Source organism: Paraburkholderia sp. DHOC27 (assembly GCF_003429005.1).
GTDB lineage: Bacteria > Pseudomonadota > Gammaproteobacteria > Burkholderiales > Burkholderiaceae > Paraburkholderia.
In genome coordinates this window covers 442,298-463,363 of sequence record NZ_QVQV01000002.1, presented here as the reverse complement: position 1 = coordinate 463,363, position 21,066 = coordinate 442,298, and the positions used below count along the sequence as shown (strand labels likewise).

16 protein-coding genes and 1 pseudogene are annotated in these 21,066 nt (G+C 64.4%); 6 read left to right on the top strand and 11 right to left on the bottom strand.

Going from position 1 to position 21,066, the window contains the following annotated elements; translation table 11 throughout:
- Positions 1-122: 122 nt before the first annotated feature.
- From D0B32_RS10325 to D0B32_RS33195, 6 genes are all read right to left on the bottom strand, one after another.
- Positions 123-2,519: a polysaccharide biosynthesis tyrosine autokinase gene (locus D0B32_RS10325; protein WP_117333849.1), complete on the bottom strand. Its 2,397-nt coding sequence runs from the start codon at positions 2,517-2,519 to the stop codon at positions 123-125.
- Positions 2,520-2,544: 25 nt separating this feature from the next.
- Positions 2,545-3,735, bottom strand: coding sequence for a polysaccharide biosynthesis/export family protein (locus D0B32_RS10320; RefSeq protein WP_117333848.1), 1,191 nt, complete (start codon positions 3,733-3,735; stop codon positions 2,545-2,547).
- Positions 3,736-3,774: 39 nt separating this feature from the next.
- The gene (locus D0B32_RS10315; RefSeq protein ID WP_117333847.1) at positions 3,775-4,740 is read right to left on the bottom strand and encodes a glycosyltransferase family 2 protein; all 966 of its coding nucleotides are present in this window, start codon (positions 4,738-4,740) and stop codon (positions 3,775-3,777) included.
- Positions 4,730-6,115 carry an undecaprenyl-phosphate glucose phosphotransferase gene (locus tag D0B32_RS10310; protein ID WP_117333846.1) on the bottom strand — a complete coding sequence of 462 codons (1,386 nt, stop codon included), beginning with the start codon at positions 6,113-6,115 and terminating at the stop codon, positions 4,730-4,732. The genes D0B32_RS10315 and D0B32_RS10310 overlap by 11 nt, the downstream gene beginning before the upstream one ends.
- A gap of 29 nt (positions 6,116-6,144) precedes the next feature.
- The gene (locus D0B32_RS10305; RefSeq protein ID WP_117334165.1) at positions 6,145-6,879 is read right to left on the bottom strand and encodes a Crp/Fnr family transcriptional regulator; all 735 of its coding nucleotides are present in this window, start codon (positions 6,877-6,879) and stop codon (positions 6,145-6,147) included.
- A gap of 625 nt (positions 6,880-7,504) precedes the next feature.
- On the bottom strand, positions 7,505-7,849 hold the full coding sequence (locus tag D0B32_RS33195) for a glycoside hydrolase family 2 protein (protein ID WP_404935546.1): 345 nt from the start codon (positions 7,847-7,849) through the stop codon (positions 7,505-7,507).
- Positions 7,850-7,906: 57 nt separating this feature from the next.
- On the opposite strand from D0B32_RS33195, the gene D0B32_RS33190 reads away from it, so the two are divergent.
- Positions 7,907-8,308 carry a sugar dehydrogenase complex small subunit gene (locus tag D0B32_RS33190; protein ID WP_117334164.1) on the top strand — a complete coding sequence of 134 codons (402 nt, stop codon included), beginning with the start codon at positions 7,907-7,909 and terminating at the stop codon, positions 8,306-8,308.
- A gap of 1,245 nt (positions 8,309-9,553) precedes the next feature.
- Here the strand turns inward: D0B32_RS33190 and D0B32_RS33185 are convergent.
- The 5 genes and pseudogenes from D0B32_RS33185 to D0B32_RS10280 all read right to left on the bottom strand — a co-directional run.
- Positions 9,554-9,904 (bottom strand): annotated as a pseudogene (locus tag D0B32_RS33185) (glycosyl hydrolase 2 galactose-binding domain-containing protein); the annotation flags it as partial.
- 210 nt (positions 9,905-10,114) lie between these two features.
- Positions 10,115-11,143 carry a DUF1839 family protein gene (locus tag D0B32_RS10295; RefSeq protein WP_117333845.1) on the bottom strand — a complete coding sequence of 343 codons (1,029 nt, stop codon included), beginning with the start codon at positions 11,141-11,143 and terminating at the stop codon, positions 10,115-10,117.
- A complete protein-coding gene (locus D0B32_RS10290; RefSeq protein WP_117333844.1) occupies positions 11,140-12,192 on the bottom strand; it encodes an amino acid--[acyl-carrier-protein] ligase in 1,053 nt (350 codons plus the stop codon). The genes D0B32_RS10295 and D0B32_RS10290 overlap by 4 nt, the downstream gene beginning before the upstream one ends.
- A gap of 1 nt (position 12,193) precedes the next feature.
- Positions 12,194-13,483: an acyl-CoA dehydrogenase family protein gene (locus D0B32_RS10285; RefSeq protein ID WP_117333843.1), complete on the bottom strand. Its 1,290-nt coding sequence runs from the start codon at positions 13,481-13,483 to the stop codon at positions 12,194-12,196.
- A complete protein-coding gene (locus D0B32_RS10280; protein ID WP_117333842.1) occupies positions 13,480-13,731 on the bottom strand; it encodes an acyl carrier protein in 252 nt (83 codons plus the stop codon). Before D0B32_RS10280 ends, D0B32_RS10285 begins: the two co-directional genes overlap by 4 nt.
- A 306-nt stretch (positions 13,732-14,037) precedes the next feature.
- Between D0B32_RS10280 and D0B32_RS10275 the strand changes: the two genes are divergently transcribed.
- From D0B32_RS10275 to D0B32_RS10255, 5 genes are all read left to right on the top strand, one after another.
- Positions 14,038-14,571: a GNAT family N-acetyltransferase gene (locus D0B32_RS10275; protein ID WP_117334163.1), complete on the top strand. Its 534-nt coding sequence runs from the start codon at positions 14,038-14,040 to the stop codon at positions 14,569-14,571.
- A 136-nt stretch (positions 14,572-14,707) separates the two neighbouring features.
- Positions 14,708-16,264 carry a hypothetical protein gene (locus D0B32_RS10270; RefSeq protein ID WP_147329513.1) on the top strand — a complete coding sequence of 519 codons (1,557 nt, stop codon included), beginning with the start codon at positions 14,708-14,710 and terminating at the stop codon, positions 16,262-16,264.
- 11 nt (positions 16,265-16,275) lie between these two features.
- Positions 16,276-17,454 carry a glycosyltransferase family 4 protein gene (locus tag D0B32_RS10265; protein ID WP_117333840.1) on the top strand — a complete coding sequence of 393 codons (1,179 nt, stop codon included), beginning with the start codon at positions 16,276-16,278 and terminating at the stop codon, positions 17,452-17,454.
- A complete protein-coding gene (locus D0B32_RS10260) occupies positions 17,451-18,605 on the top strand; it encodes a glycosyltransferase family 4 protein (RefSeq protein WP_117333839.1) in 1,155 nt (384 codons plus the stop codon). Before D0B32_RS10265 ends, D0B32_RS10260 begins: the two co-directional genes overlap by 4 nt.
- Before the next feature lie 15 nt (positions 18,606-18,620).
- A complete protein-coding gene (locus tag D0B32_RS10255; protein ID WP_117333838.1) occupies positions 18,621-21,062 on the top strand; it encodes a hypothetical protein in 2,442 nt (813 codons plus the stop codon).
- The last annotated feature ends 4 nt before the right edge of the window (positions 21,063-21,066 follow it).

Here is a 21,066-nt window from a genome sequence, read left to right as displayed (position 1 = left end):
AAAAAGCCGCCCGGTTTTTACACCGGGCGGCTTTTTTACTTTGAAGCTCGTTGCGAGGGTGGACGTCTCTGCGAAGAATCAAAAGACCGGCCCGTCGAGGCCGGTCTAACGATCAAACCCGCTTAACGATTCGGATCGCTGTTCAGCGGATCGTTCGGCATGTAGGTGTACGCATACGCGTAATCATACGTGCCATAGCGGCCACCGCTCTTCAGCGGCACGGCATTCATCACACCGCCAATCACGCGTGCGCGTGCGCGGCGCAGCTTCTTAAGCGACTCCTTGATATTGCGCTCGGTGTGCGCGCCGGCGCGCATCACGAGCACCGTGGAGCCCGCCATGTTCGCGATGATCGCGGCGTCCGCCACGGCCAGCAGCGGCGGTGTATCGACGATCACCAGATCGAACTGTTCTTCGAAGCGGCGCAGGATCTCGCTGAAGCGCGACGACGTCAGGATTTCCGACGGGTTCGGCGGATAGGCCCCCGCGGCGATGAAGTGCAGTCCCGCCACGCCGGTGGGACGTGCAGCGACTTCGAGATCCACCTGGCCTGTCAGCAGCTCGGTCAGGCCGCCTACCGGCGAGCGGCCGAGATATTGCGCGAGACGGCCGCGCCGCAGATCGGCGTCGATCAGCAGCACGCGCTTGCCGGATTCCGCGAGCAGGGCGGCGAGATTGGCGCACATGAAGCTCTTGCCGTCCGCCGGCGCCGGGCTCGTGAAGCAGACCACGCGATTCGGTGCATCGATCAGGCCGAATTGCAGGGTGGCGCGCAGGCCGCGCAGACCTTCCACCGAGGTATCGAACGGATGGGTCTTGGCCAGCAACGCACGCAGCGGCACGTGCGGCGAACGCAGCACCGTCTGCGTGCCGGTTGCGACGGGCGCCGGCACGGTCGTCGCAGGCTTGATACGCGGACCGATGAGATTGGCGATCGCGGACGGCAACGCGGTCTTTGCCACGGCCTCGATCGGCGCGCCCACGCGCGAACCGTGGTTGGCGCTGATGAGCTTGTCGCTGCGCGTCTGCTCGAGGCTGATTGGAATCGAACCGAAGATCGGCAGCTGGAAGCGGCGCTCGACGAACTCCGGATCGGCAACGCCCATGAAATAGGTGCGGCGGCAGAACGCGAACAGAATGCCGGCGATCACGCCCAGCACCGTGCCCGCCGAGATGATCAGCGCAGCCTTCGGACGCACGGGCGAGGAGGGCAGCAACGCTTCATCGACGATATGCACGTTGCTGATCGTCCCCGCGCGCGAAATGGACAGTTCCTGGGTTTTGTTCAGGAGCGCCACATAAATTTCTTCGGCTACTTTGGCATCGCGTTGCAGCGACATCGCTTCGCGTTCCGAACCCGGCAGCGTCTTGAAGTGATCCTCGAAGCTGCCTTTTTCACGCGTGAGCGCGGCCAGTTGCGCATCGACGGTCTGCAGTTCCGGGCTGTCCGCCGTGAAGCGCTGCAATAGCTGGGCGCGCGCAATCCGCAACGCCGCGATCTGCTTCTCGTACTCCAGACCGCCCGTCAGGTACAGACCAGCTTCCTGAGTCGGCTGGAATGAACCGACGCGCGCCTGATAGGCCGACAAGGCCGTTTCCGAGCGCAGCACTTCGGCACGCAGACGCGGCAGTTCGCTGTTCAGGAACGTGAGCATGCGGCTCGCTTCTTCCTGCGCGCGTTCGGTGCGTTGCTTCAGATACGACGCCGCCACCGCATTCGTGATCGCGGTGATCGCGTGCGGGTTGGTGCCCATGTACGAAAGCTGCACGACGCCGGTTTCGCGGCCCTTTTCGGACACTTGCAGACCGGAGGCGATACCCGCCACGGCGTCCAGCTGATTGAACCGCAGCACGTAGAATTCGGTGCCGGGGCGCGCCACCAGCGTGGTGACGAGCATCGTCACACCGCTGCCGTGTGCCTGCACGCCTGCGACGCCGGTCAGCAGCACCTGGCCATACATGTCGCACAATTCATAGCGGCCGCTGCCGAGCGAGCGCAGCGTCAACTGACTGCCTTCCAGCGAAGGCGGCACGGCGATCGAGTCGAGCGCGAACTGCTCGCCTCCCCAGGCGTAGCTCTTGAGTCCGAACAGCGCGCCGAGCGGGTGGCCAGGGTGGGCAAGAAACGCGGTCGCCTTGCCGAGCACCGGCATCGTCTTGGGCCATGCGCTGAAGTTCAGCTTGAACTGCTCGACGACCGGTTCGACCACCGCACGGCTCTTGATGATTTCCATCTCGGCGTCGGTGTGCATCGCGCCGGCCGACGGCACCAGCGAAGCCAGCACCTGCTGCGAGCCGGAATTGCCCGAGGGCGGCGTGGACTCCACCTGGATCAGCGCGTCAGCCGAATAAATGGGCGTGGCGAGCTTGGCGTACACCACCGAGGCGAGAATGATCGCCCCGGCAATGCCGATCACCCACCAGATCTGATCGACGATCATCCGGATCAGATCCTTCATCACCGCTTCGTCGTCGCTGCCGGGCGCGGGAGAGTGGTCCAGCATGTCATAGGTACTCATTGTTCGACTCCGTGCAGGGCGCGGCTCATTTAGACAGTTGCCACGTATAGAAGAGGGTTTGCAGCGTCGGTGTGATCTGGGCCAGCGCGCGGTTGAAGCGGGCGGCACTCGAGACCTGGACGTACACCACGTCCTTGGGCTGCAAATCGAATTTGGTCATCAGCATCAGCGCGTCCACCTGCGTCATGTCGAGCTGGTAGACGTCCGGCGTGAGCGTCTTGTCCGCGCCGCGAATCACGTAGACGAAGTGCGGGTCGCCCGTGGCGATATCGAGGCTGCCTGCACCGGTGAGTGCGTCGGCCAGCGTGAGCTTGCCGCGGTTCATCGGCAGCGAGGTCGGCTTGGCGACTTCGCCGAGCACGAACACGCGGCTGTTCGAACGATCCGGAATGTCGATGATGTCGCCATCCGCCAGCAGCACGTTCTGCTGCGGGTCGCCGGTTTCGAGCAGCGCCGCGACATCGACGCGATAACGCTTGCCGTCACGGGTCACGCCCACGTCCTGCAGGTCCGCGTCGGGCAGCGCACCGCCCGCGCGATTGATCGCATCGAGCACCGACAGCGGCGCTTCGGTGATGGCTTCAGAAGACGGGCTGCGCACGTTGCCCGTCACCTGCACGGACTGGCTGTTGAAACCGGACACCCGTACGTCGATCTGCGGATCGCGAATCGTCTTCGCCAGGCCTTTGGTGAGCACTTTCTGGATCTGCTCGGCGGTCAGGCCCTGCACCTTGACGCGGCCCACGCGCGGAAAAAAGATCGTGCCGTCGTTTGCCACGCGAATCGTCAGGCCGCTCTCGGAGCCGCCGCCGTTCGTAATGGGCGTGGCGCCCTGGGTTTGCGTCGGGCCCGGCGAAGGACCCGTGCCGGTGCCGGTGGCCGGCAACGGCGGCATGGCGACACCCGTGCCGCCGCCCGTCAGTTCAGGATGGTCCCAGACGATGATCGTCAGTTGATCGTTGATGCCCACGTCGTACTGGTAGTTCCGGCGGCCCTGCGGCGTGACGCAGCTAAGCGGGCACACCGCGGGCACGGCAGCCGCGCGTACCTTGCGGAAATAGCCGACGTCGATCATCTGCACCGGATAGGTGTCGGCGGTTTGCTGCGCTGGCGCCGGCGGTTGCAGCCGCTTCGAGTCGAGGTATGGTCCCGGCGCCAGCGTGCAGGCGCATAACGTAGTGGCCGCAACGCACACGGCGATTATTTTGCTGTTCATATTAATGGTCCCTCGCGTGATCAAACACGCTGATTGCCTTCAGCGCCCCGCCTCCTGCCAGGCTCCGCGCATGGCGCGCAGCCCCACCCACCATTTGTGAAAAGCGAGCGCCATTCCGTCGCTGCCGAACGCCAGTAACAATGCGCGCAAGAGCCCCGGGTCCGCGCGATTGCCGATCAACGTCGAATAAGCGAGGAATGCCCATCGGCCAAAAGGCGACAGGTATTCACACATGATGAGTCGGAGGTTATACGACGCGTTATAAAACGCCGCGTCATTAAACTTATGTCGTTGATCCTCGTCGCTGCGTTGGGCCGGATAGTGCTCGACCAGCAACGACGGGTCGTAAATCAAGGTCCAGCCGCGGCGTTCGATATCCAGGCTGAACGCCATTTCACAATGCACCTGCGCACCGCTTCCCCGTAGACGCTTGTCGAAACGCAATCCACCGATCGCGTCGCGGCGAAACGCCATGTTCACACCCTTGAGCACCTGCACGGCACGCGGCGGCCCGTAGCCGATGTGATGATTGCCGATCGGGCGTCCATACCAGCGCACCAGCCCCACCACTTCCTGCTGGCCTTTGAGAATGCCGCCGCGGTCGTGCACGATGTCGCGGCCACCCAGACCGCCCAGCGTCGGATCGGCCTGGAAGGTCTGTACGATGCGCGCGATCCAGTCGGGATGCGGCGCGGCGTCGTCGTCGGTGAAGCAGACAATGTCGCCGGTCGCCGTTTCGATGCCGAGGTTGTACGCGGCCACCACGCCCGTCACCTGCACCAGTGCGAGTTTGCGGCGCGCATCGGGCCGGGTCGCGTCGAGTTCGCGCAGCCAGTCGAGCGTGGCGCGGTCGTCGTGACGCGCAATCACGACGATTTCGTTGGCGTGCCACTCCTGCGCCTCGAGCGCGGCGAGGCAGCGCGCCAGATCGGCGATACGTCGGTACGTCGGCACGATGACGGAGACTTTCACGAGCGTTTCCAGGTAATCCTGATCAATAGGCATTACGACCCACGAATCCCTTGAAGATGGTGGCGACGACGATCCGCATGTCGAACCAGAAGGTCCAGTTCTGCATATAGAACAGATCGAACTTGACGCGCGCTTCCATCTTCTCGATTTTGTTGGTGGCGCCCCGGTAGCCGTTCACCTGGGCCCAGCCGGTAATGCCGGGTTTGATGCGATAACGTGACATGTAGCCGTACACCAGATCCTTGTAGAGATCGTCGTGCGCAATGGCATGCGGGCGTGGCCCGACCACGGACATCTGTCCAAGCAGCACGTTGAAGAATTGCGGCAGCTCGTCGAGACTCGTGCGGCGCAGGAAGGCGCCGAGTTTCGTCACGCGGGCGTCGCCGCGCGCGGCCTGCGTCACCTGGCCGGAGGCTTCGTGATGCACGCTCATCGAGCGGAACTTGTAGATCGCGAAGGGGCGGCCGTCCGCGCCCTTGCGCATCTGCGTGAAGAACACGGGACCGGGCGAGGTGAACTTGATGGCCGCGGCCAAAACCACGAACAGCGGCGCCAGCGCGATCAACGCAGCCAGCGCGAAGAGCCGGTCGAACAGCAGCTTCGGCCACATCTGCGGCGGCGGCACCGGTGTCGCGCTCAGACTGATGGTGGGCAGGCCGACCACGTCGACCATCGCGTGATTGAAAAACGTCAGACTGCGTACATCGGGAATGAAACGCAGGTTCACGAAGTCGTCGCGGAAGGTGCGCGTGAAGCGATAGATGGCATGCTCTTCGGAGAGCGGCAACGCGAGCCACACTTCGTCGATATGTTCGCTGCGTACCGTGGAAGCGAAGCTGTCGAGATCGGTCAGCACGGGCAGGCGGCCCATGCGTGCGCGCGGTGCCCCTTGCAGTTCGGCGCTGGTGTCGAACACGGCCACCGGCATGAAGCCAGCCTCGGGCGCGTTCTGCAGATGCGCGAGCAGGGTGCGTGCGAAGCCAGGCGCGCCGACGATCGCCACCGTGCGATGATTCAAACCACGCCGCCGTGCGTTGCGCAGGCACAGATGCACGAGGCACTTGGTGGCGATGATCAGCGCACCGGAAATCAAGGTCGAATAGCCGAACCAGAGACGCGAGACCGCGTCCATGCGGTGCAGCGTGAATACCAGTATCAGACCAGTAGCGACCACCACCAGCCATGCGGTTGCCACGCGTGCCAGCATGGCCGGCAGCGATTTGCCGCGCCACGTTTCATACACGCCAAAAGCGGGGAAAAGCAGCAGTACCAGAACGCAGTTGAAGGCGATCAAGAGGCGTTGAGTGTCTGAAAGCGCAATCGGTGTCGAAAAACGCATCCAGTGAGCGATCAACGCGCCCGCAATCACGAAAATTGCGTCCAGGCAGCGCGCAGTATTCCTGAACATGATGGGTCTGCCAGCAGTTACGAGGTCCGTCAGGCGACCGACTCTGCCTGGCGCAAGCGCGGCAGCAAGCGGTCGAACTCGCGCTTCACGAGGCCATAGCATTCGCAGGCGCGTGCTTCCAGTGCAGTACGGTCGAGCACCTTGATATGGCCGCGGCTGTGATGAATCAGGCCGTCGTTATGCAGCTTGCCGGCTGCTTCCGTGATGCCTTCGCGGCGCACGCCGAGCATGTCTGCGATCAGTTGCTGGGTCACCGTCAACTCGTTGGAGGCGACGCGGTCCACTTCGATCAGCAGCCAGCGGCACAGTTGCTTGTTGAGCGAGTGATGGCGATTGCAGGCAGCGGTCTGTGCGACCTGCGTGAGCAGTGCGTGCATGTAAAGCATCATCAGGCGGCGCAGAAAATCGGAGCGCGCGAACTGCTGCTTCAGACATTGCGAAGTCATGCGATACGCGAAGCCCGCGCATTGCACCTGCACCCGGTTCGGCATGGTTTCGCCGCCCGTCAGCACGGGCACGCCCGTCATGCCTTCGCGGCCCACTGCGGCGATTTCGACGGAGCTGCCGTCTTCCATCGTCGAGAGCATCGAGATGATCGCGGTGGTGGGGAAATAAACGTGATGGATACGTTGACCGGAATCGCACAACAGTTGCTCGTTGCGCAAATGAACCAGTTCGAGATGGGGAGCTAGCGCCTGCCATTCATGCGAAGGAAGGGCACCAAGCAGATGATTTCCATGCAAGTCAGATTGAAGGGTCAACATGATCGGTCCTCGCGCGAAGTCACGCATTACGCGACTTCATTGTTTTTGATCCGGACACCGTATCCACTATTGAATTGCCGCCTGGCGAGCGACGATGGACGAACAGTGCCGGCCCCGTAATGGCCTTAGCGTGATCACGTTGTTGGTTTATTTGCGATCGCGCTTTGTGTTGCGCTTCTCCTTTAGCGAGGACCGTGCCAGGTGGCTGTAAAGCAAGCACTGGTGCGGCGCAGCGAAACACATGGAGGGGTCTGGTGAAGCCGGATGTGAGAATTTGTTTCAGTTTTGTACAAGGGGTGCCGAAGGGCCCAACCTCATCCGGTTCCGAGAAAAGCGTGTGTAAACGCTTGATCCTGCACCGTATTGTCTTATTTTTACCCCGCCGCTGTAAGTTCTCTGAAACCGTGTTTCACTTGCGGTTAGCCTGTTTCAGCCCGCCGCCCCGGATGTGTCGAATTTGATTCAGATGTGTTCCTTCAATTGCGTTCGCTGACGCACCAACGGTCTTTTTATTGTCTTGAAACCGTCGCCAAATTAATCCGTCATGCATAACAATTGGCGGCGCGCGACGCCCTTCGCACGCTGCCATGCCGTGCAGAAGGGCGTCTTGCGGGATACCAGGCGGTTATGGATAGAACACCGGTGCATTGCCGTTGATGGCACGCACCTCGCCGCTGGGCGCGGCTTGTGTATCGTTCACGAGAGCGTTACATACGTCATGCGCGTTTCGTTGCAGGACTGGCAGCAGGCGCACGGTCTTCGGACGGTTCGGCGCGAGATGAAACCAGTCGTGTTCAGCGCGGTAATTCGAATCCGCGATATGAACGAAGCGTGCAAAGCGTTGCGCTTCGATGACGAGCTGCCAGCCATCGTCGGTGCGTTCAGTTTTGATGCTCAAGCCGAGTTCGTTGCGCTCATGTACACGGCGCTCCGGCAGGTGGAACGCTTCAGCGCGAACTAACCCGCTCACTGAATCGCGCAGGGTTGCGATGGTGACGTCGTGCGAGCGCGGGCCGAATCGGTAGGCATGCGTAAAATCGAAGAACTGGCCGAGCAGGTCCGCCGAGTTGTGGGTTTGCGTACTGCGCGGCGCGAGCTCGACGAGGCGCTGGGCGCTCGCCACTTTCACCGCGCCGTTACGCAGGCTCATCAGTTCGAGCTGCAACTGCAGCGGTTCGCTGCCCTCATTGATCAGATGAAGGTCGAGGCCATTCAGGCCTTCGTCGGTCATCACGAGTTGCAACGGTTGCAACGTCTGCGCGAGGGCATGCCAGGCGCTCTTGGGCCGTCCTGTTGCATCGACGACACCCCAGCCCGCGCCTGGCCGCAAGTCCTGGAACTGCCAGACGAGCGCACCGGCGCACGACGAACCATGACGGCGCCACTCCGCGAACACGTCGCTCATCAGCTCGGCAACGACCGCGCGTGACAGATCCAGGTAGCGCTGCGGATCGTCGTAACGCAGCCGGCCCGGCTCGACGCCATAGAGGCTTTGCAGGTAATGGTCGCGCACGTCGTCGAAGTCCCAGCCGGAACCCTGATCGCGCGGCACCGCGGCTTTCCAGCGCGGATCGTGTGCGTGGATGGTACCGAGCGCGTCGTGCAGCGTGACGTCGTCGGGCACGTTGGCGAAGGCGAGACATTCGGCGGCGAAGCGGACCCCGGCGCGCCGCACATCTTCGAGCGGCCGCTGATAGGCGCCGACGCCGTAATAGTGGGTGACGCCCGTGCGGGTCGAAAACGGCAAGGTGCCACCGGTCGGCGAATGCGCCACATAGGGCACGTCGGGCCGTTCGCGTTGCACGATGTCCGGCAGATGTTCGGTGAAAAGCGGTTGCGCGCGCATCGAAGGCGGCAAGCCGATCATCGCGGCCTGCTGGTCGATCTCGCTGCCGCCGCACAGCACCGCGAGCGATGCATGGCGCCGCGTGCGCGCGAGAAACTGGCCGGCTTCCGTTTTCGCGGCGGTGAGAAAGACCTCGTCGTTCGGGTAATCGAAGTTCGCGAAGGCGAAGTCCTGCCAGATGAGAATGCCGTGTTTATCCGCCAGCTTATAGAACGTATCGGACTCGTACACCATCGTGCCGCCCACCCGCAGCATGTTCATGCCAGCGGCGACCGCAAGACCGAACGCATGTTCCAGTTGATGCGTCGTGCCAGTCAGGGTCACGAGATCGGCACTGGTCCAGCAGGCGCCGCGGCAAAAGATCGGCGTACCGTTCACGCGTAATGCGAAGCCGGCGCCATCGGTGCCGTGGTCCACCTTGATGGTACGAAAGCCAACGTTGCCTAGCGGCAGATGCGCTGCGGCGCGGCTGTGCATCTGCAAAGACAGCGCATGCAGGGCAGGCTTGCCATGCGTATGCGGCCACCAGAGTTCGGCTTGCGGCAGGCGCAAGGTGCCGGTGAGGGTGTAGGCGTCGCGCCACGTCAAGGATGCGCTGACGCTTGCGGCGCTGGCATCGCCACCCGCGCTCAGCCAGGCGGGCGGCGCGTCATCGTGAGGATGGACGAAGCGCAACGTCAAGGAGACCACGCCATCGGCCTGCTCGACGTGAGTGCGCAGATCGAGTGTGTCGATCGCATCAGTCGCGTCGCTCAGCAAGTCCACCGGCCGCCACGGACCGACCGCCTGCACCGTCGGACACCAGCCCGGCATATGGCCGAGCAGGGTGGTCCGCACGTTACGCAGGGTGGGCGGCGAGGCGAGGCGCGGCCGCCAGCGCGCCCGCGAGCGGCGCGCGGCCAGCGCCGGCGCGAGCGAACGGAAGCACAGCGCGAGCGTGGCGCTGCCGGCCAGTTCGAGATCCAGATCGTGCGCGACGAACATCGAATCGGATTCGAGCAGTTTGTGGCCGTCCAGCCAGACTTCGGCGAGCGTGGCGAGGCCATGCAGGCGTAGTCGCTGCGGACCGTGCCCGGTCAGCGTGAGGCGATACCAGTGGTCGTCGAAGGCAAGAGCCGGGGGATGGTTCGGGTCGAAGCGTCCAGCGGCGCGTAGCGCCCCTGCGACGGTGCCTGGCACCTGCGCGCTCAGCCAGCCATCGGCAGGCCAGCTGGCGGGCGATACGCAAGCCCCTGCGGCCGTGCTGAGGCACTGCCAGCCATGTTCGAGGCGGCTTGGCCACAGGGCCGTGCCCCCTTCCTCCGATACGCCGGGCGCAACCCGTTCCGGCAAGCGTTCAAGCAGATCGGCGGACGGATGGCGCACGGCGGCTCCGGGTCAATGGCCGCGTCACAGCGCAAGCCCGGCGAGCGGCGGCAGGGTCTTTTCGTAGGCGCTTTCCAGCACGTCGAAGCAGTCGTCGCACAGGTCGCGGCGCTTGCGGGTGATGGCCCGCACGAGGCGGAACTGCATCACCATCGCTTCCGAGGCAATAGTCTGGGCCGCGTTCGGAATCGAATCCGGCATCTCGAAGCCCTGCACCTTCAGCCATTGCAGGTACTTGGAGAGGAATTCGAAGTTGGCGCCGAGTTGCCGCATCAGGTTGAACGAATACGGGTGGAAGTACGCCTCGCCGCGTTCGAGCAGCCGCTCCAGATGCTCGGGGAACGCCACGCGCCACTGCGAGATCGGGTTATGCAGCGGACGCCGCCGCAGATGCTCGCACAGCAGTTCAGCGGACATCTCCGCCAGCGCCACGCCTTCCAGCGCGGGCCGTACCTGTTTGGCGAACTCCACATACGGGAACAGCAGGTCCGGCTGCTGAGAGAACTGCGGCAGCTTGCGGAACACGCCGTCGTAATCCTCGCCCTCGAGCAGGTGATAGCCCGTGTTGTGGAAATAGCCAAGGCGGCGCGCTACCGGATCGATGAAGTCGACCCCGATGGTGGTCTTCGGATGCTCGCGCTGATACGACGTGGCGCGCGTATTCGGCAGATAAAAGCCATCCACCTCGACCAGCACCGTATGGCCGCGCTGCGTCTGCGCGAGCACGCGGTCTTCCAGCGAGTCGTAGATCGCCAGTTCCTGCACCTGGGTGCCGTACAGCCGCTCCAGGTCCTCGAGCGGAAACTTGAAGAAGGTGAACTGATCGCCTTCGAAGTCCTGGGTCACCGTGAAGCCGAATGCGGCGCGCGGGTCCAGCCCGAAACCATGCAGCAGTTCGATCCACAGATCGACGTAGCAATTGGTTTCTTTCCAGACGCGCTCGCCCTGGTGCAGCGCATGCGACTCGTGCTGGCGCAGCGGCGCGGCGCCGCTGGACGGAGGAGGGAAGGCGTTCGTCATGCCGGCGAGGAGGCTGGACGGCAACGGAGTCATGCGCTGTCTCCCGCAAGGGCATGCGCGATACGGGCATGCGTGTCGCCCCACAACAGCGCGCGCACCTCGTCGGGCCACAGGTTGACATCCAGACCGTGATGACGGAACAGGGCGAGCGTGATGCGCTCCATGCCGAAGCCCACGCAACCCGTATGGGCGACCGAGCCGTCTTCGCACTCGATCTTCCAGATCTCGCCGAAATGTTCCATGTGATAGTTGAACGACAGGCACGCGGTCTTGCCGTTCGGGTTGGCGACCGGAATCAGCAGTTCGAACTTGAGCGCCTGGGCGCGCTGGCTGTCTGCGATGATCTTGCCGCCGCGGCCGAAGAACGGGTCGTTGGCGAGGTCCACGTCGACCGGCAGATCGAGCAGGGACACGAGCGCCGAGCCGCGTTCGATCCACATCTGACGGAATGCCATAACCTGCTCGGGGCTGCCGAGGCGCACGTATTCGCGCTGACGGAACATCTGCATGCGCGCCGGATCCAGCGACGGTTCGTGGCGGAAGCAGTACGACAGCACGTCGACCGTGCGGCCGTTGGCCGGCAGCGGGCCGCGTCGCGCGATCACCGGATAGATCGGATAGCAGGCCGCCGGCGTCAGCACGAGGCGAGTGGGCTTCTGCTGCGACATCCATTCTTCGCTGCGATCGTCGTCGCTTTCCGCCATCGCGTTATCGAGCGCGCGCAACAGGCGCTGATGGCCCGAATCATTGCCGCAGAACGAATGGATGGTGCCCGCCAGATCTGGGAAGCTCTTCAGATATTCGCTATCTTCGAAGTCGGTGCGGCGCATGGCCGGCGGAAAACGCAGCACTTCTGGCTGCTGGTCCGCGCCGAGATGCGTGATGGCCACGTTCAGACGCTCCACCACATCCTCGAACACCTGGCTGCGGCCATACAGGCCGTTTTCGCCGGTGTCGATCAGGATGCCCGCGGCGAGCAGTTCGTCGCGAAAGCCGGCGGCTTCGGCGCCGCGCGGCGCTGCAGCAGCGGCAGCAGCCGTGGCGGTGGCCTGAGCGGCGGCGGTATCCGTAATCGTGTTCATGTCAGGCTCTCCCCGGTGCGGCCGGACGCTGGGCAAGCAGCAGGCTCGCGGTGTTTTGCGCGATCCGGTCGTTGTTGATCATTAGCGGTGCCGAATAAAGGTCGCGCAAATGGCGCCCCACGCTGTATTCAGTGCCGTTCTTGTAACCCGCCATGCCGACCACCATCAGCACTTCCTGCACGACCTGCAGCGCCGTGGTGGAAATGCTGGTTTTCAGCGTGTTCATGTCGGAGGCGAAGCCGAGCATGGCCGACAGCGGTGTGTCGGCCTGGCAGGCTCCGTCCACCGCCTGCTGGGCCACCTGGGCGGCTTCCAGCCCCACCGAGAGGCGCGCCTGCATCATGTGCAGCATGCCCACGGCCTGCGCGAGCCGCGGTCCGGCCGGCGGCATGGTGCCGGGCTTCGAACGCGCCTGGGCGCGGAAGAAGCTGCTGGCGCGGTTCACCGCGTCGCTGGCAATGCCGGTCCATACCGAGGCCCACAGCGTGTGCGAGACCGGCAGCATGGTCTGGTCGGCGATCTCGGCAAACGGCGTGGGCAGGATCTGTTCCGCGAGGCCGGTGGCGACGAGGCGAAAGCCTTCGCTACAGGTGCCGCGCATGCCCATCGAATCCCAGCTGCCGCGCTTTTCGAGCTGCGTGTCCGCCTTCAGCGCGACGATCAGCACCTGGTCCGCGGCGGTGGACTCGGCCGTGCGGCGCGCCGTGACGAGGATGCCGTCGGAGTAAGCGCCGTAGGAAATCGTCGGGGCGAGCTTTTCGATCCGAAAAGCTGCGCCGTCGATCTCCACTGCGCACGCGCTGGTGCGCATGCTGCCGCCAATGTTTTCTTCAGACGTAGCGGAAGCCAGCAGCCATTGATGCTCGACGAGCTGGCCGAGCAGGGCGCGGTGCCACGCGGCGCCGTTGCCGTGCTTCTCGATGCAGGCCACCTGGATCTGATGCATGGCGTAGACCATTGCGGTCGATGCACAGGCCTGCGCCAGCGTTTCGCAGATCGCGCCGACTTCGACCAGCGTCAGGCCCGGGCCGCCGTACTCGGCAGGCACCAGCGCCGACAGCAGGCGTTCCCGGCGCAAGGCGTCGAAGGCTTCCGTGGGGAAGCGCGCTTCGCGGTCCACCGAATCCGCGTATTGTGCGGCGATTGCGGCTGCGCGCTGGGCAGCGGCGCGCCAGCCTGGCTCTGGATCGACCGCGGCGAGCGCGGCGGGTGCATGGGCGGCCGATGCGTCGGCGGCCGGCGCCACGCTGCCGTCGCGCGCGACGGCGTCATGCAGCAGCGGGGCGTTCATGCTGAGGCCTTTGCCTGTTGCAATTCGTTGACCGCTGCGGCCAGCGAATCGATGCTCGAGAAGAGCCGGCGCGTAAGCATGCGGTCCGGAATCTCGATCCCGAACTCGTCTTCGATCGCGAGCATCAGATGCACGGTCGCGAGCGATGACAGACCTGCTGCATACAGGTCTGCGTCGTCTGCGAGCGTGTCCGGCGGCACGTCGAGACGGGCTGATTCGGAAAGGATGCGCCTAAGTGCTGTTTTCATGGAGAACTGCCCCTCTTGTGAATTATCCCGAGAACCCCGTGGCCGCTTCGATTAGTGCCGGCGCACGGGCGGAATGGAAATCCGCCTGCGTGTGCTGACACATCCGGAAGCGGGACACGCCAGGCATTGCCTGGCAGTGAGCGGCCCCCGCGCCGGTTTGTTCGTATTAAACGAATTGCAATGCACTATCGTCAGTGCGATGCCGCACGGAAATTAACGGGTCCTGGACGTAACGTTTGGTCATGGCGCCGGGACGCACCCGGCTGGGTCTCTGTGGCCGTGCAAAACGAATCGCTGGGAGTCTTGATGAACTGGAAAACGCTGGAATTCGAGCAACTCACTGCGCGCGAGTTGTATTTGATCCTGCGAGCGCGCAGCGCGGTGTTTATCGTCGAACAGTCGCACGTCTATCTCGACGCAGATGGGCGCGATGAAACGGCGCTGCACATCTTCGCCGCCGAGGACATGTCGCGGCCCATGCCGATCCTCGCCTATGCACGCGTTCAGCCGGGCGACGCGGAAGACCCGGAAGTGGTGATCGACAAGGTGCTGACGAGTCCCGCACGGCGCGGTGACGGCACGGCGGAGCTGCTGATCGAGCGGGTTCTTCAGGCGAGCGCCGAACGCTGGCCGGGGCGTGCCATTCGCGTGGCGGCACCGGTGGGACTGCGCGGCTTTTACGAGCAGTTCAGCTTTCGTAAGACCGAAGGACCGTTTCTCGAACATGGTGTTCCGTTCATTGGTCTGACGCGTTCGCCGCGCAGCGCCAAACCGTTGAGTGGCAGTCTGCGCCGGCAACGCGAAGGGCTCACCGTCGTCAATACATTCGAATTGCTGTGATCGCGCCAACGATGCGCACACGCCGGGGGGCGATGGTGACAATCCTGCTTGCTTCATTCAACGCGACCGCATGGACCGCGGCGGCTCGCGCCGCACCGGCACTTGCTTTTGGCGCGCACGTGTCCGCGCACCTGTCATGAGCGCGCTGTCGACTTCGTTCCGGCCGCCGGCCGGCGTGCCATCCGCGTCACTCTCCACGCCGCGTGACCCACGTGACCCACGTGAGGCAGACGAGACCGCGTTTGCCGAACGGCCACGCGTCTCCACCACGACCCGTGCAACGCGCGCGATGCGCCGGCCGCTGTTCGCGCCGCTCGCGATGTTCGCGGTGACGCTTTTGTTAGTGGTCCTGCATCAAGGGCGCATCGTCGAGGTGTTTTACCCCGGTGCCGCGTTCGTGATCGCGGTGAACTACTACCGCCGTTCGCCGGCCCTGTACCTCGGATTCGTCTGCTGGTTGTTCTTCCTCTCGCCGGAAGTGCGGCGCCTCGCGGATTTCGTTAGCGGTACGTTCAATCCGCAAAGTCCCATCATGGTGGCACCCATGCTGGCGGTCGCGCTCTCGGGAATCACCCTGATCAAGCACGTCAAGGCGCTCGGCCAGCGCCGCGCGTTGCCGCTCGTGATGATCGTGCTGGCGCTGTTCTATTCGTTTATCGTCGGCATGGCGCAGGTCGGTCCGGCGGCAGCGGTCTACACGCTGGTCAACTGGCTGTTTCCCGTGCTGATTGCGTTTCAGCTCGTCGTGACCTGGCAGGAGTACCCGGTCTACCATCGCGTGCTGCTCAAGACCTTCGTCTACGGCGGTGCTGTGATGGGTATCTACGGCGTGATCGAATACGTGTCGCCGCCGCCGTGGGACGTGTTCTGGATGATCTCCGCGCACATGGATACGGACGGCCACCCGGTGCCGTTCGGCATGCGTATTGGCAGTACGATGAATTCCTCGGGCCCGTTCGCGGTGACCATCATGTCGGTGCTGCTGATGTCGCTTGCGGCGCGCGGCAAGATGCGGGTCGCCACCGGCTTCTTCGGCTTCGCCGCGTTGCTGTTCACGGCGGTGCGCAGCGCGTGGGGCGGGCTGATCCTCGGTCTCATCTACCCGCTTGCCATGCTCGACAGCCGCAGCCGGTTTCGGTTGATCGGTGGCGCGCTCGGTTTCGCCATGCTGTGCGCGCCGCTCGCGATGATCGATCAGGTGTCCGACAATATCGCCACGCGCTTCAGCACCATCGGCAACATCAGCCAGGACAACAGCTATCAGGTGCGCGAGGAGTTCTACAAGACGTTCCTCTCCGTGGCCTTGACGGATATCGCGGGGCAGGGGCTCGGCACGACCGGCCAGGGCACCAAGCTCTCCGCTGACGATTCGACCCAGGCGAGCGTGGTGTTCGATAGCGGCCTGATGGAAGTGCCGTATGTGATGGGCTGGCCCGGCACGCTGCTGTATGCGACCGGTGTGTTGACGCTGATCTGGCGGGCGTTTTGCGCGAGCCGTCTGCGCAACAAGGATCGCTTTGCGATCTGCGGTGTGGGCGTGGCACTCGGCATGTTCGCCATGATGATTTTCGTCAACACGTTGACGGGCTTTCCCGGCATGTTCTTTTTTATGGGCGTGATCCTGCCGGTGATCGCGCTGCGCTATGCGCGCGAAGGGCATACGACGCCCGCGCCCGAAAAGGGGCTGCTATGAGCGCGAAGCCTATGCGGATCCTGTTCGTCACGCACCAGGTGACGAAGAACGATGGCCAGGGGCGGGTCAACTACGAGATCGCGCTCGCCGCGCTGGAGGCCGGTCACGAAGTCACATTGCTGGCTTCGCAGATCGCGCCTGAACTGGCGAATCATCCGCGGGCACGCAGCGTGACCATCGGCGTGAGCCGTTTGCCGACGCGGCTGCTGCAGTATCAGCTCTTCGCATGGCGTACCGGTGCGTGGATTCGCGCGCATCGCCGTGAGTTCGACGTGGTCCATGTGAACGGCTTCATTTCGTGGGCACGGGCCGACGTCAATGCCGTGCACTTCGTGCATGACGGCTGGTATCGCTGCGGCTTCTATCCGTTTCGCTTTTTCGGCGGCGCGTATCAGGCGTATCAGGTGCTGTATACGCGGCTCAACGCATGGTGCGAGAAGTGGGCGTTCCGGCATGCCGAGGTCATCGTGCCGGTGTCGCAGAAGGTGGGCGACGAAGTGCGCGCGCTCGGCATCGACGCGGGCCGGCTCGAAGTGATCCATAACGGCGTCGATACCACGGAGTTCGCGCCGGGCGAGTCGCAGCGCGAGCGCTTCGGTTTGCCGCAGGCGCCGTTCATGCTGCTGTTCGCCGGCGATCTGCGGATGTCGCGCAAGAATCTCGACACAGTGCTGCGCGCGCTGGTTGCCACTCCTGAGCACGTGCATCTGGTGGTGGCGGGCATTTTGCGCAACAGCCCGTATCCGGCGCTGGCGGCTTCGCTTGGCGTCGCCGGGCGCGTGCATTTCGTCGATCTCGTCAAGGACATGCCGGCGCTGATGCGCTCGGTGGATGCGTTCGTGTTTCCGTCGCGCTATGAACCGATGGGTCTGGTGCTGCTCGAAGCGCTGGCGGCAGCGTTGCCGGTGGTGACGGTGCGCACGGCGGGCGGCGCGGAAGTCATTTCGGCCGACAGCGGCATCGTGCTCGATCATCCCGAGGACGAAGTGGCGCTCGCGGCAGCCATCATGCGCATTGCGGAAGATCGCGAGCACGCGCGGCAAATGGGACTGGCCGCGCGCGAGCAGGCCACGCGGCTTGGCTGGCAGGCAATGGCGGCGCGCTATCTGTCGCTGTACGAGCGGCTTGCTGCGCGTCGGGCGCCTGCGGCTTCGACGGTCGCGCACGCGGCGATTTCGGTGGAATCATGAGCACACCGATAGATTCGTTGCAGATCGGCATGCACTGGTTTGCCGAGCGACCAGGTGGCCTCGACCGCATGTTCAAGGCGCTGATCGAGTCGTTGCCGGAACAGGGCGTCAACGTGCGCGGTCTGGTGGCGGGTACACCGGGCGTGCTGGAATCGTCCGGCGGTCTCGTGCATCCCTTCGCGCAGGCCCAGGCCGGGCTCGGCTCGCGGCTATGGCGAGCCCGTACGCATTCGAGCCAGTTGAAGCGGGCGCGCATGCCCGATGTCATCGCGGCGCACTTCGCGCTGTACACGGCGCCCACGGTCGGGGTGTTTCGCGGCGTGCCGCGCGTCGTGCACTTTCATGGCCCTTGGGCCTCCGAGTCCGGCGCGGAAGGGCGGGGCTCGCTGTCGCGCGCCGCGCGTCACGCCCTGGAGCGTATGGTCTATCGGGGCGGCACACGCCATATTGTGTTATCCGAAGCATTTGGCCGCATCCTGCACACGGAATACGGCGTGCGTGAGGACCGCATTCGCGTGGTACGTGGATGCGTGGATGTCGAACGCTTCGATACCGGCCTCACGCGGCGTCAGGCGCGCGAGCGGCTGGACTTGCCGCAGGATCGTCCGCAGATCTTTTGCGTGCGGCGGCTGGTCTCGCGCATGGGTCTCGAAGATCTGATCGACGCGATGTTCGTGGTCAAGCAGTCGGTTCCGGACGTTCTGCTGACGATTGCGGGCAAGGGGCCACTGGAGCCGCTGCTGCAAGGGCGCATCATTGCGCGTGGCCTTGAGCGGCACGTGCGCCTTGCGGGCTTCGTCCCGGATGCGGATTTGCCGCTGTGGTACACCGCCGCCGATATCACCGTCGTGCCGACGGTGGCCCTCGAAGGGTTCGGGCTGACCACGATCGAATCGCTCGCGGCGGGCACGCCGGTGCTGGTGACGCCCATCGGCGGTTTGCCGGAAGCGGTGGCGCCGCTGTCCCCGGATCTGGTGCTGCCGTCAACGGGCTTTCACGCGCTCGGCAGCGGCATGGCCGATGCGTTGCTCGGCGTGCGGGCGCTGCCTGGTGCCGCAGCGTGCCGCGAGTACGCCCGCACGCACTTCGCGAATCCGGTCGTCGCCGCGCAGGTGGCTCACGTCTATCGCGAAGCGATAGACGCCTTCTGATCCTGTGCGGCTGTCATGGGTTCGGGCTCGCGGCGCATCTTCGAGCGGCTCGTATGCGTCGGCGTGCTGGCATTGCCACTGCTGGCGTTTCTCGCGGCACGCAACCCGGACGGCGTGAGGACGGGTATTGCTGGAATTGCAGGCGTTGCGGCGACGGCCGCGCCCGTTGCGTCAGCACGCGCCGCGCCGGTACCGGATAGCAGTGTCACGGCCACGGCGCCGACGCCCGTTCGCACGCCGGCAGCGGACCACGCGCCGCTGGTGTACCGCACCTCGTGGGTGGGCAACACCTGGGGCTACGCCCAGCAACGCTGGGTGCAGATCGACGTGCAGGCGCTGGCCGTCACGCCCGAGGGCGACGTGTTCACCAATGCGCCGTGGGACGAAGGCGGCGGCGAGATCGGCCACTATCGCGATGGACAGTTGCTCGGCTATGCGGGACTCTCGCACGGCTGGGGACTCGGCGGCGGCGATGCGATCGCGGTCAACAACGACTATGTGTTCGTGGCCCAGGCGGTGGAAAGTCTCGGCAATCAGGTTGCGGCGCTCAAGCATATGCCGCCCGAGGGCGTGCTCTGGTATGGCGTGACGCGCCGCAGCCGGGCCGACTTTCGCGAGAGCATTCCGTTCGATGGGCAGATGGACTGGCCCAACACGCCACTGTCCTTCTTGCGCATCGCGCAGAGCCCGACGTCTCAGGATCTGGCCATACGCGGCCTCGCTGCGGACGCGACGCATCTGTTCGTCTCCAACATGGCCGATAACCGGATCGACATCTTCGATGCACGCTCGATGCAGCGCACGGGCGGCTTTGCCGTGCGCGAACCCGGCAAGCTCGCAGTCGCGCCCGACGGCACGCTGTGGATCATAGAGCGCAGCCGCACAGACAGTCAGCGGCGTGTCACGCATCATGCCCTTAGTGGGGCGTTGCTCGGCAGCCTGAGGTTGCCGCCGGGCACGATCCCGGTCGATCTCACGCTCGATACGCAGGGCCGCTTGCTGATCGCGGATAACAGCGCGCGTCAGCAGATCCTGATTTTCTCCGCGCCAGCTGCGGGATTTGCCGGATCGGCCGGATCGGCGCAGCCTGGCAGTTCCTCGCAGGTTGCAAACGATAAGGACAACTCGATGCAGCTTTCTGGCACCCTCGGCGAAGCAGGCGGCATTTACGCCGGCCGGGCGGGTGCGGTGGGTCCGCTGCGCTTCAACGGGCTCACGGGTGTCGGGGTCGATCGGGCCGGTAACGTGTACGTGTCGATGAACGGTGCAGGACCGCGCGGCTTCGACGGCGGTCCGTGCAATTGCGACGGCACCCTGATCGAGAGCTATACGCCGGCAGGCCAGCGCCGCTTCAGTCTGCAGGCGCTGCTGTTCGTGGACGGTGCGCAGTTCGCCGATGGCGAGCCGCCTTCTGTGTATAGCGGTACTAAACGATTCGCGATGGATCTGTCGCGCGGAGCGGGCGAGGAGTGGTCGTATGCGGGCTTCACCGCCGACCGCTTTCGCTATCCGTACGATCCGTTGTTCAACCTGAAGCAGGGGCAGCGCGGCACGCCGCTCGTGCGCGATGTGGATGGACACCGTCTGTTGTACACGATTGATCAGACGTCGATGTATCTGCGCATTTACCGCTTTGCGGCGGACCGCGAAACGGCGATTCCGTCCGGGCTGATCGTGCCGGTGCATGTGGACGGCGCGTGGCCGCCGAATCAGCCGGCGCATGGCGAGTGGATCTGGCGCGACACGGCCGGTCACGGCCGCTTTGCACCGGGTGACTTCGACCAGAGCGCGACGGGCGCCGATGCACCGCCCATGTCCGGCTACTGGGTGGACAGCAAAGGGGACGTGTGGTGGGCGAGCCAGGAGCAAGGCATCCGGCGCTTTCCGCTGCAAGGCTTCGATCGAACCGGCAATCCGGTGTACACGCATGCAAGCATGCGCAGTTATCCGATGCCGGAAGGTTTCGAGCGGATTGCCCGCGTGAATTATTTTCCCGCGAGCGACACGATGTTCATTTCCGGCTCGACGCATGAACGGCCGTTCGTTGGATACAACTGGAACGGCATGGGCTCGACGCTCGCACGCTACGACCACTGGTCGAGCGGCAAGCCGGAGCTGCGCTACAAGATAGATTTGCCGGATCGCGCGCCACCGGCGCCCGCGTCGTTGAATGGTTTTGCGGTAGCGGGTGACTACATTTTCGCGGTGGAAACGCATACGGCTTTCGTGCGCGTGTTCGATCGCGGCACCGGCGACGAAGTCGGGCTGTTGAAGCCGGGGCCCGAGGTGGGCGAGACGAGTGGCTGGGCAGATGTGTCGATGCCCGTCACCGCGCATCGTCTCGCCACGGGCGAGTACCTCGTGTTCGTCGAAGAAGACGCGCACGGCAAGGCGTTGATGTATCGCTTCATGCCGCCGGCGCGTCCGCTGGCGCAGGCATCTTCCTCTATCCATTGAACTG

Excerpts from the sequence above, each read along its gene's own strand:
- D0B32_RS10305 (WP_117334165.1), bottom strand. The coding sequence starts at position 6,879 with ATGTTGACCCTTCAATCTGACTTGCATGGAAATCATCTGCTTGGTGCC.
- D0B32_RS10255 (WP_117333838.1), top strand. The coding sequence starts at position 18,621 with ATGGGTTCGGGCTCGCGGCGCATCTTCGAGCGGCTCGTATGCGTCGGC.
- D0B32_RS10275 (WP_117334163.1), top strand. The coding sequence starts at position 14,038 with ATGAACTGGAAAACGCTGGAATTCGAGCAACTCACTGCGCGCGAGTTG.
- D0B32_RS10265 (WP_117333840.1), top strand. The coding sequence starts at position 16,276 with ATGCGGATCCTGTTCGTCACGCACCAGGTGACGAAGAACGATGGCCAG.
- D0B32_RS10295 (WP_117333845.1), bottom strand. The coding sequence starts at position 11,143 with ATGACTCCGTTGCCGTCCAGCCTCCTCGCCGGCATGACGAACGCCTTC.
- D0B32_RS10315 (WP_117333847.1), bottom strand. The coding sequence starts at position 4,740 with ATGCCTATTGATCAGGATTACCTGGAAACGCTCGTGAAAGTCTCCGTC.
- D0B32_RS10320 (WP_117333848.1), bottom strand. The coding sequence starts at position 3,735 with ATGAACAGCAAAATAATCGCCGTGTGCGTTGCGGCCACTACGTTATGC.
- D0B32_RS33190 (WP_117334164.1), top strand. The coding sequence starts at position 7,907 with ATGCGTAAAATCGAAGAACTGGCCGAGCAGGTCCGCCGAGTTGTGGGT.
- D0B32_RS10325 (WP_117333849.1), bottom strand. The coding sequence starts at position 2,519 with ATGAGTACCTATGACATGCTGGACCACTCTCCCGCGCCCGGCAGCGAC.
- D0B32_RS10270 (WP_147329513.1), top strand. The coding sequence starts at position 14,708 with ATGAGCGCGCTGTCGACTTCGTTCCGGCCGCCGGCCGGCGTGCCATCC.
- D0B32_RS10285 (WP_117333843.1), bottom strand. The coding sequence starts at position 13,483 with ATGAACGCCCCGCTGCTGCATGACGCCGTCGCGCGCGACGGCAGCGTG.
- D0B32_RS10260 (WP_117333839.1), top strand. The coding sequence starts at position 17,451 with ATGAGCACACCGATAGATTCGTTGCAGATCGGCATGCACTGGTTTGCC.
- D0B32_RS10310 (WP_117333846.1), bottom strand. The coding sequence starts at position 6,115 with ATGTTCAGGAATACTGCGCGCTGCCTGGACGCAATTTTCGTGATTGCG.
- D0B32_RS10290 (WP_117333844.1), bottom strand. The coding sequence starts at position 12,192 with ATGAACACGATTACGGATACCGCCGCCGCTCAGGCCACCGCCACGGCT.
- D0B32_RS10280 (WP_117333842.1), bottom strand. The coding sequence starts at position 13,731 with ATGAAAACAGCACTTAGGCGCATCCTTTCCGAATCAGCCCGTCTCGAC.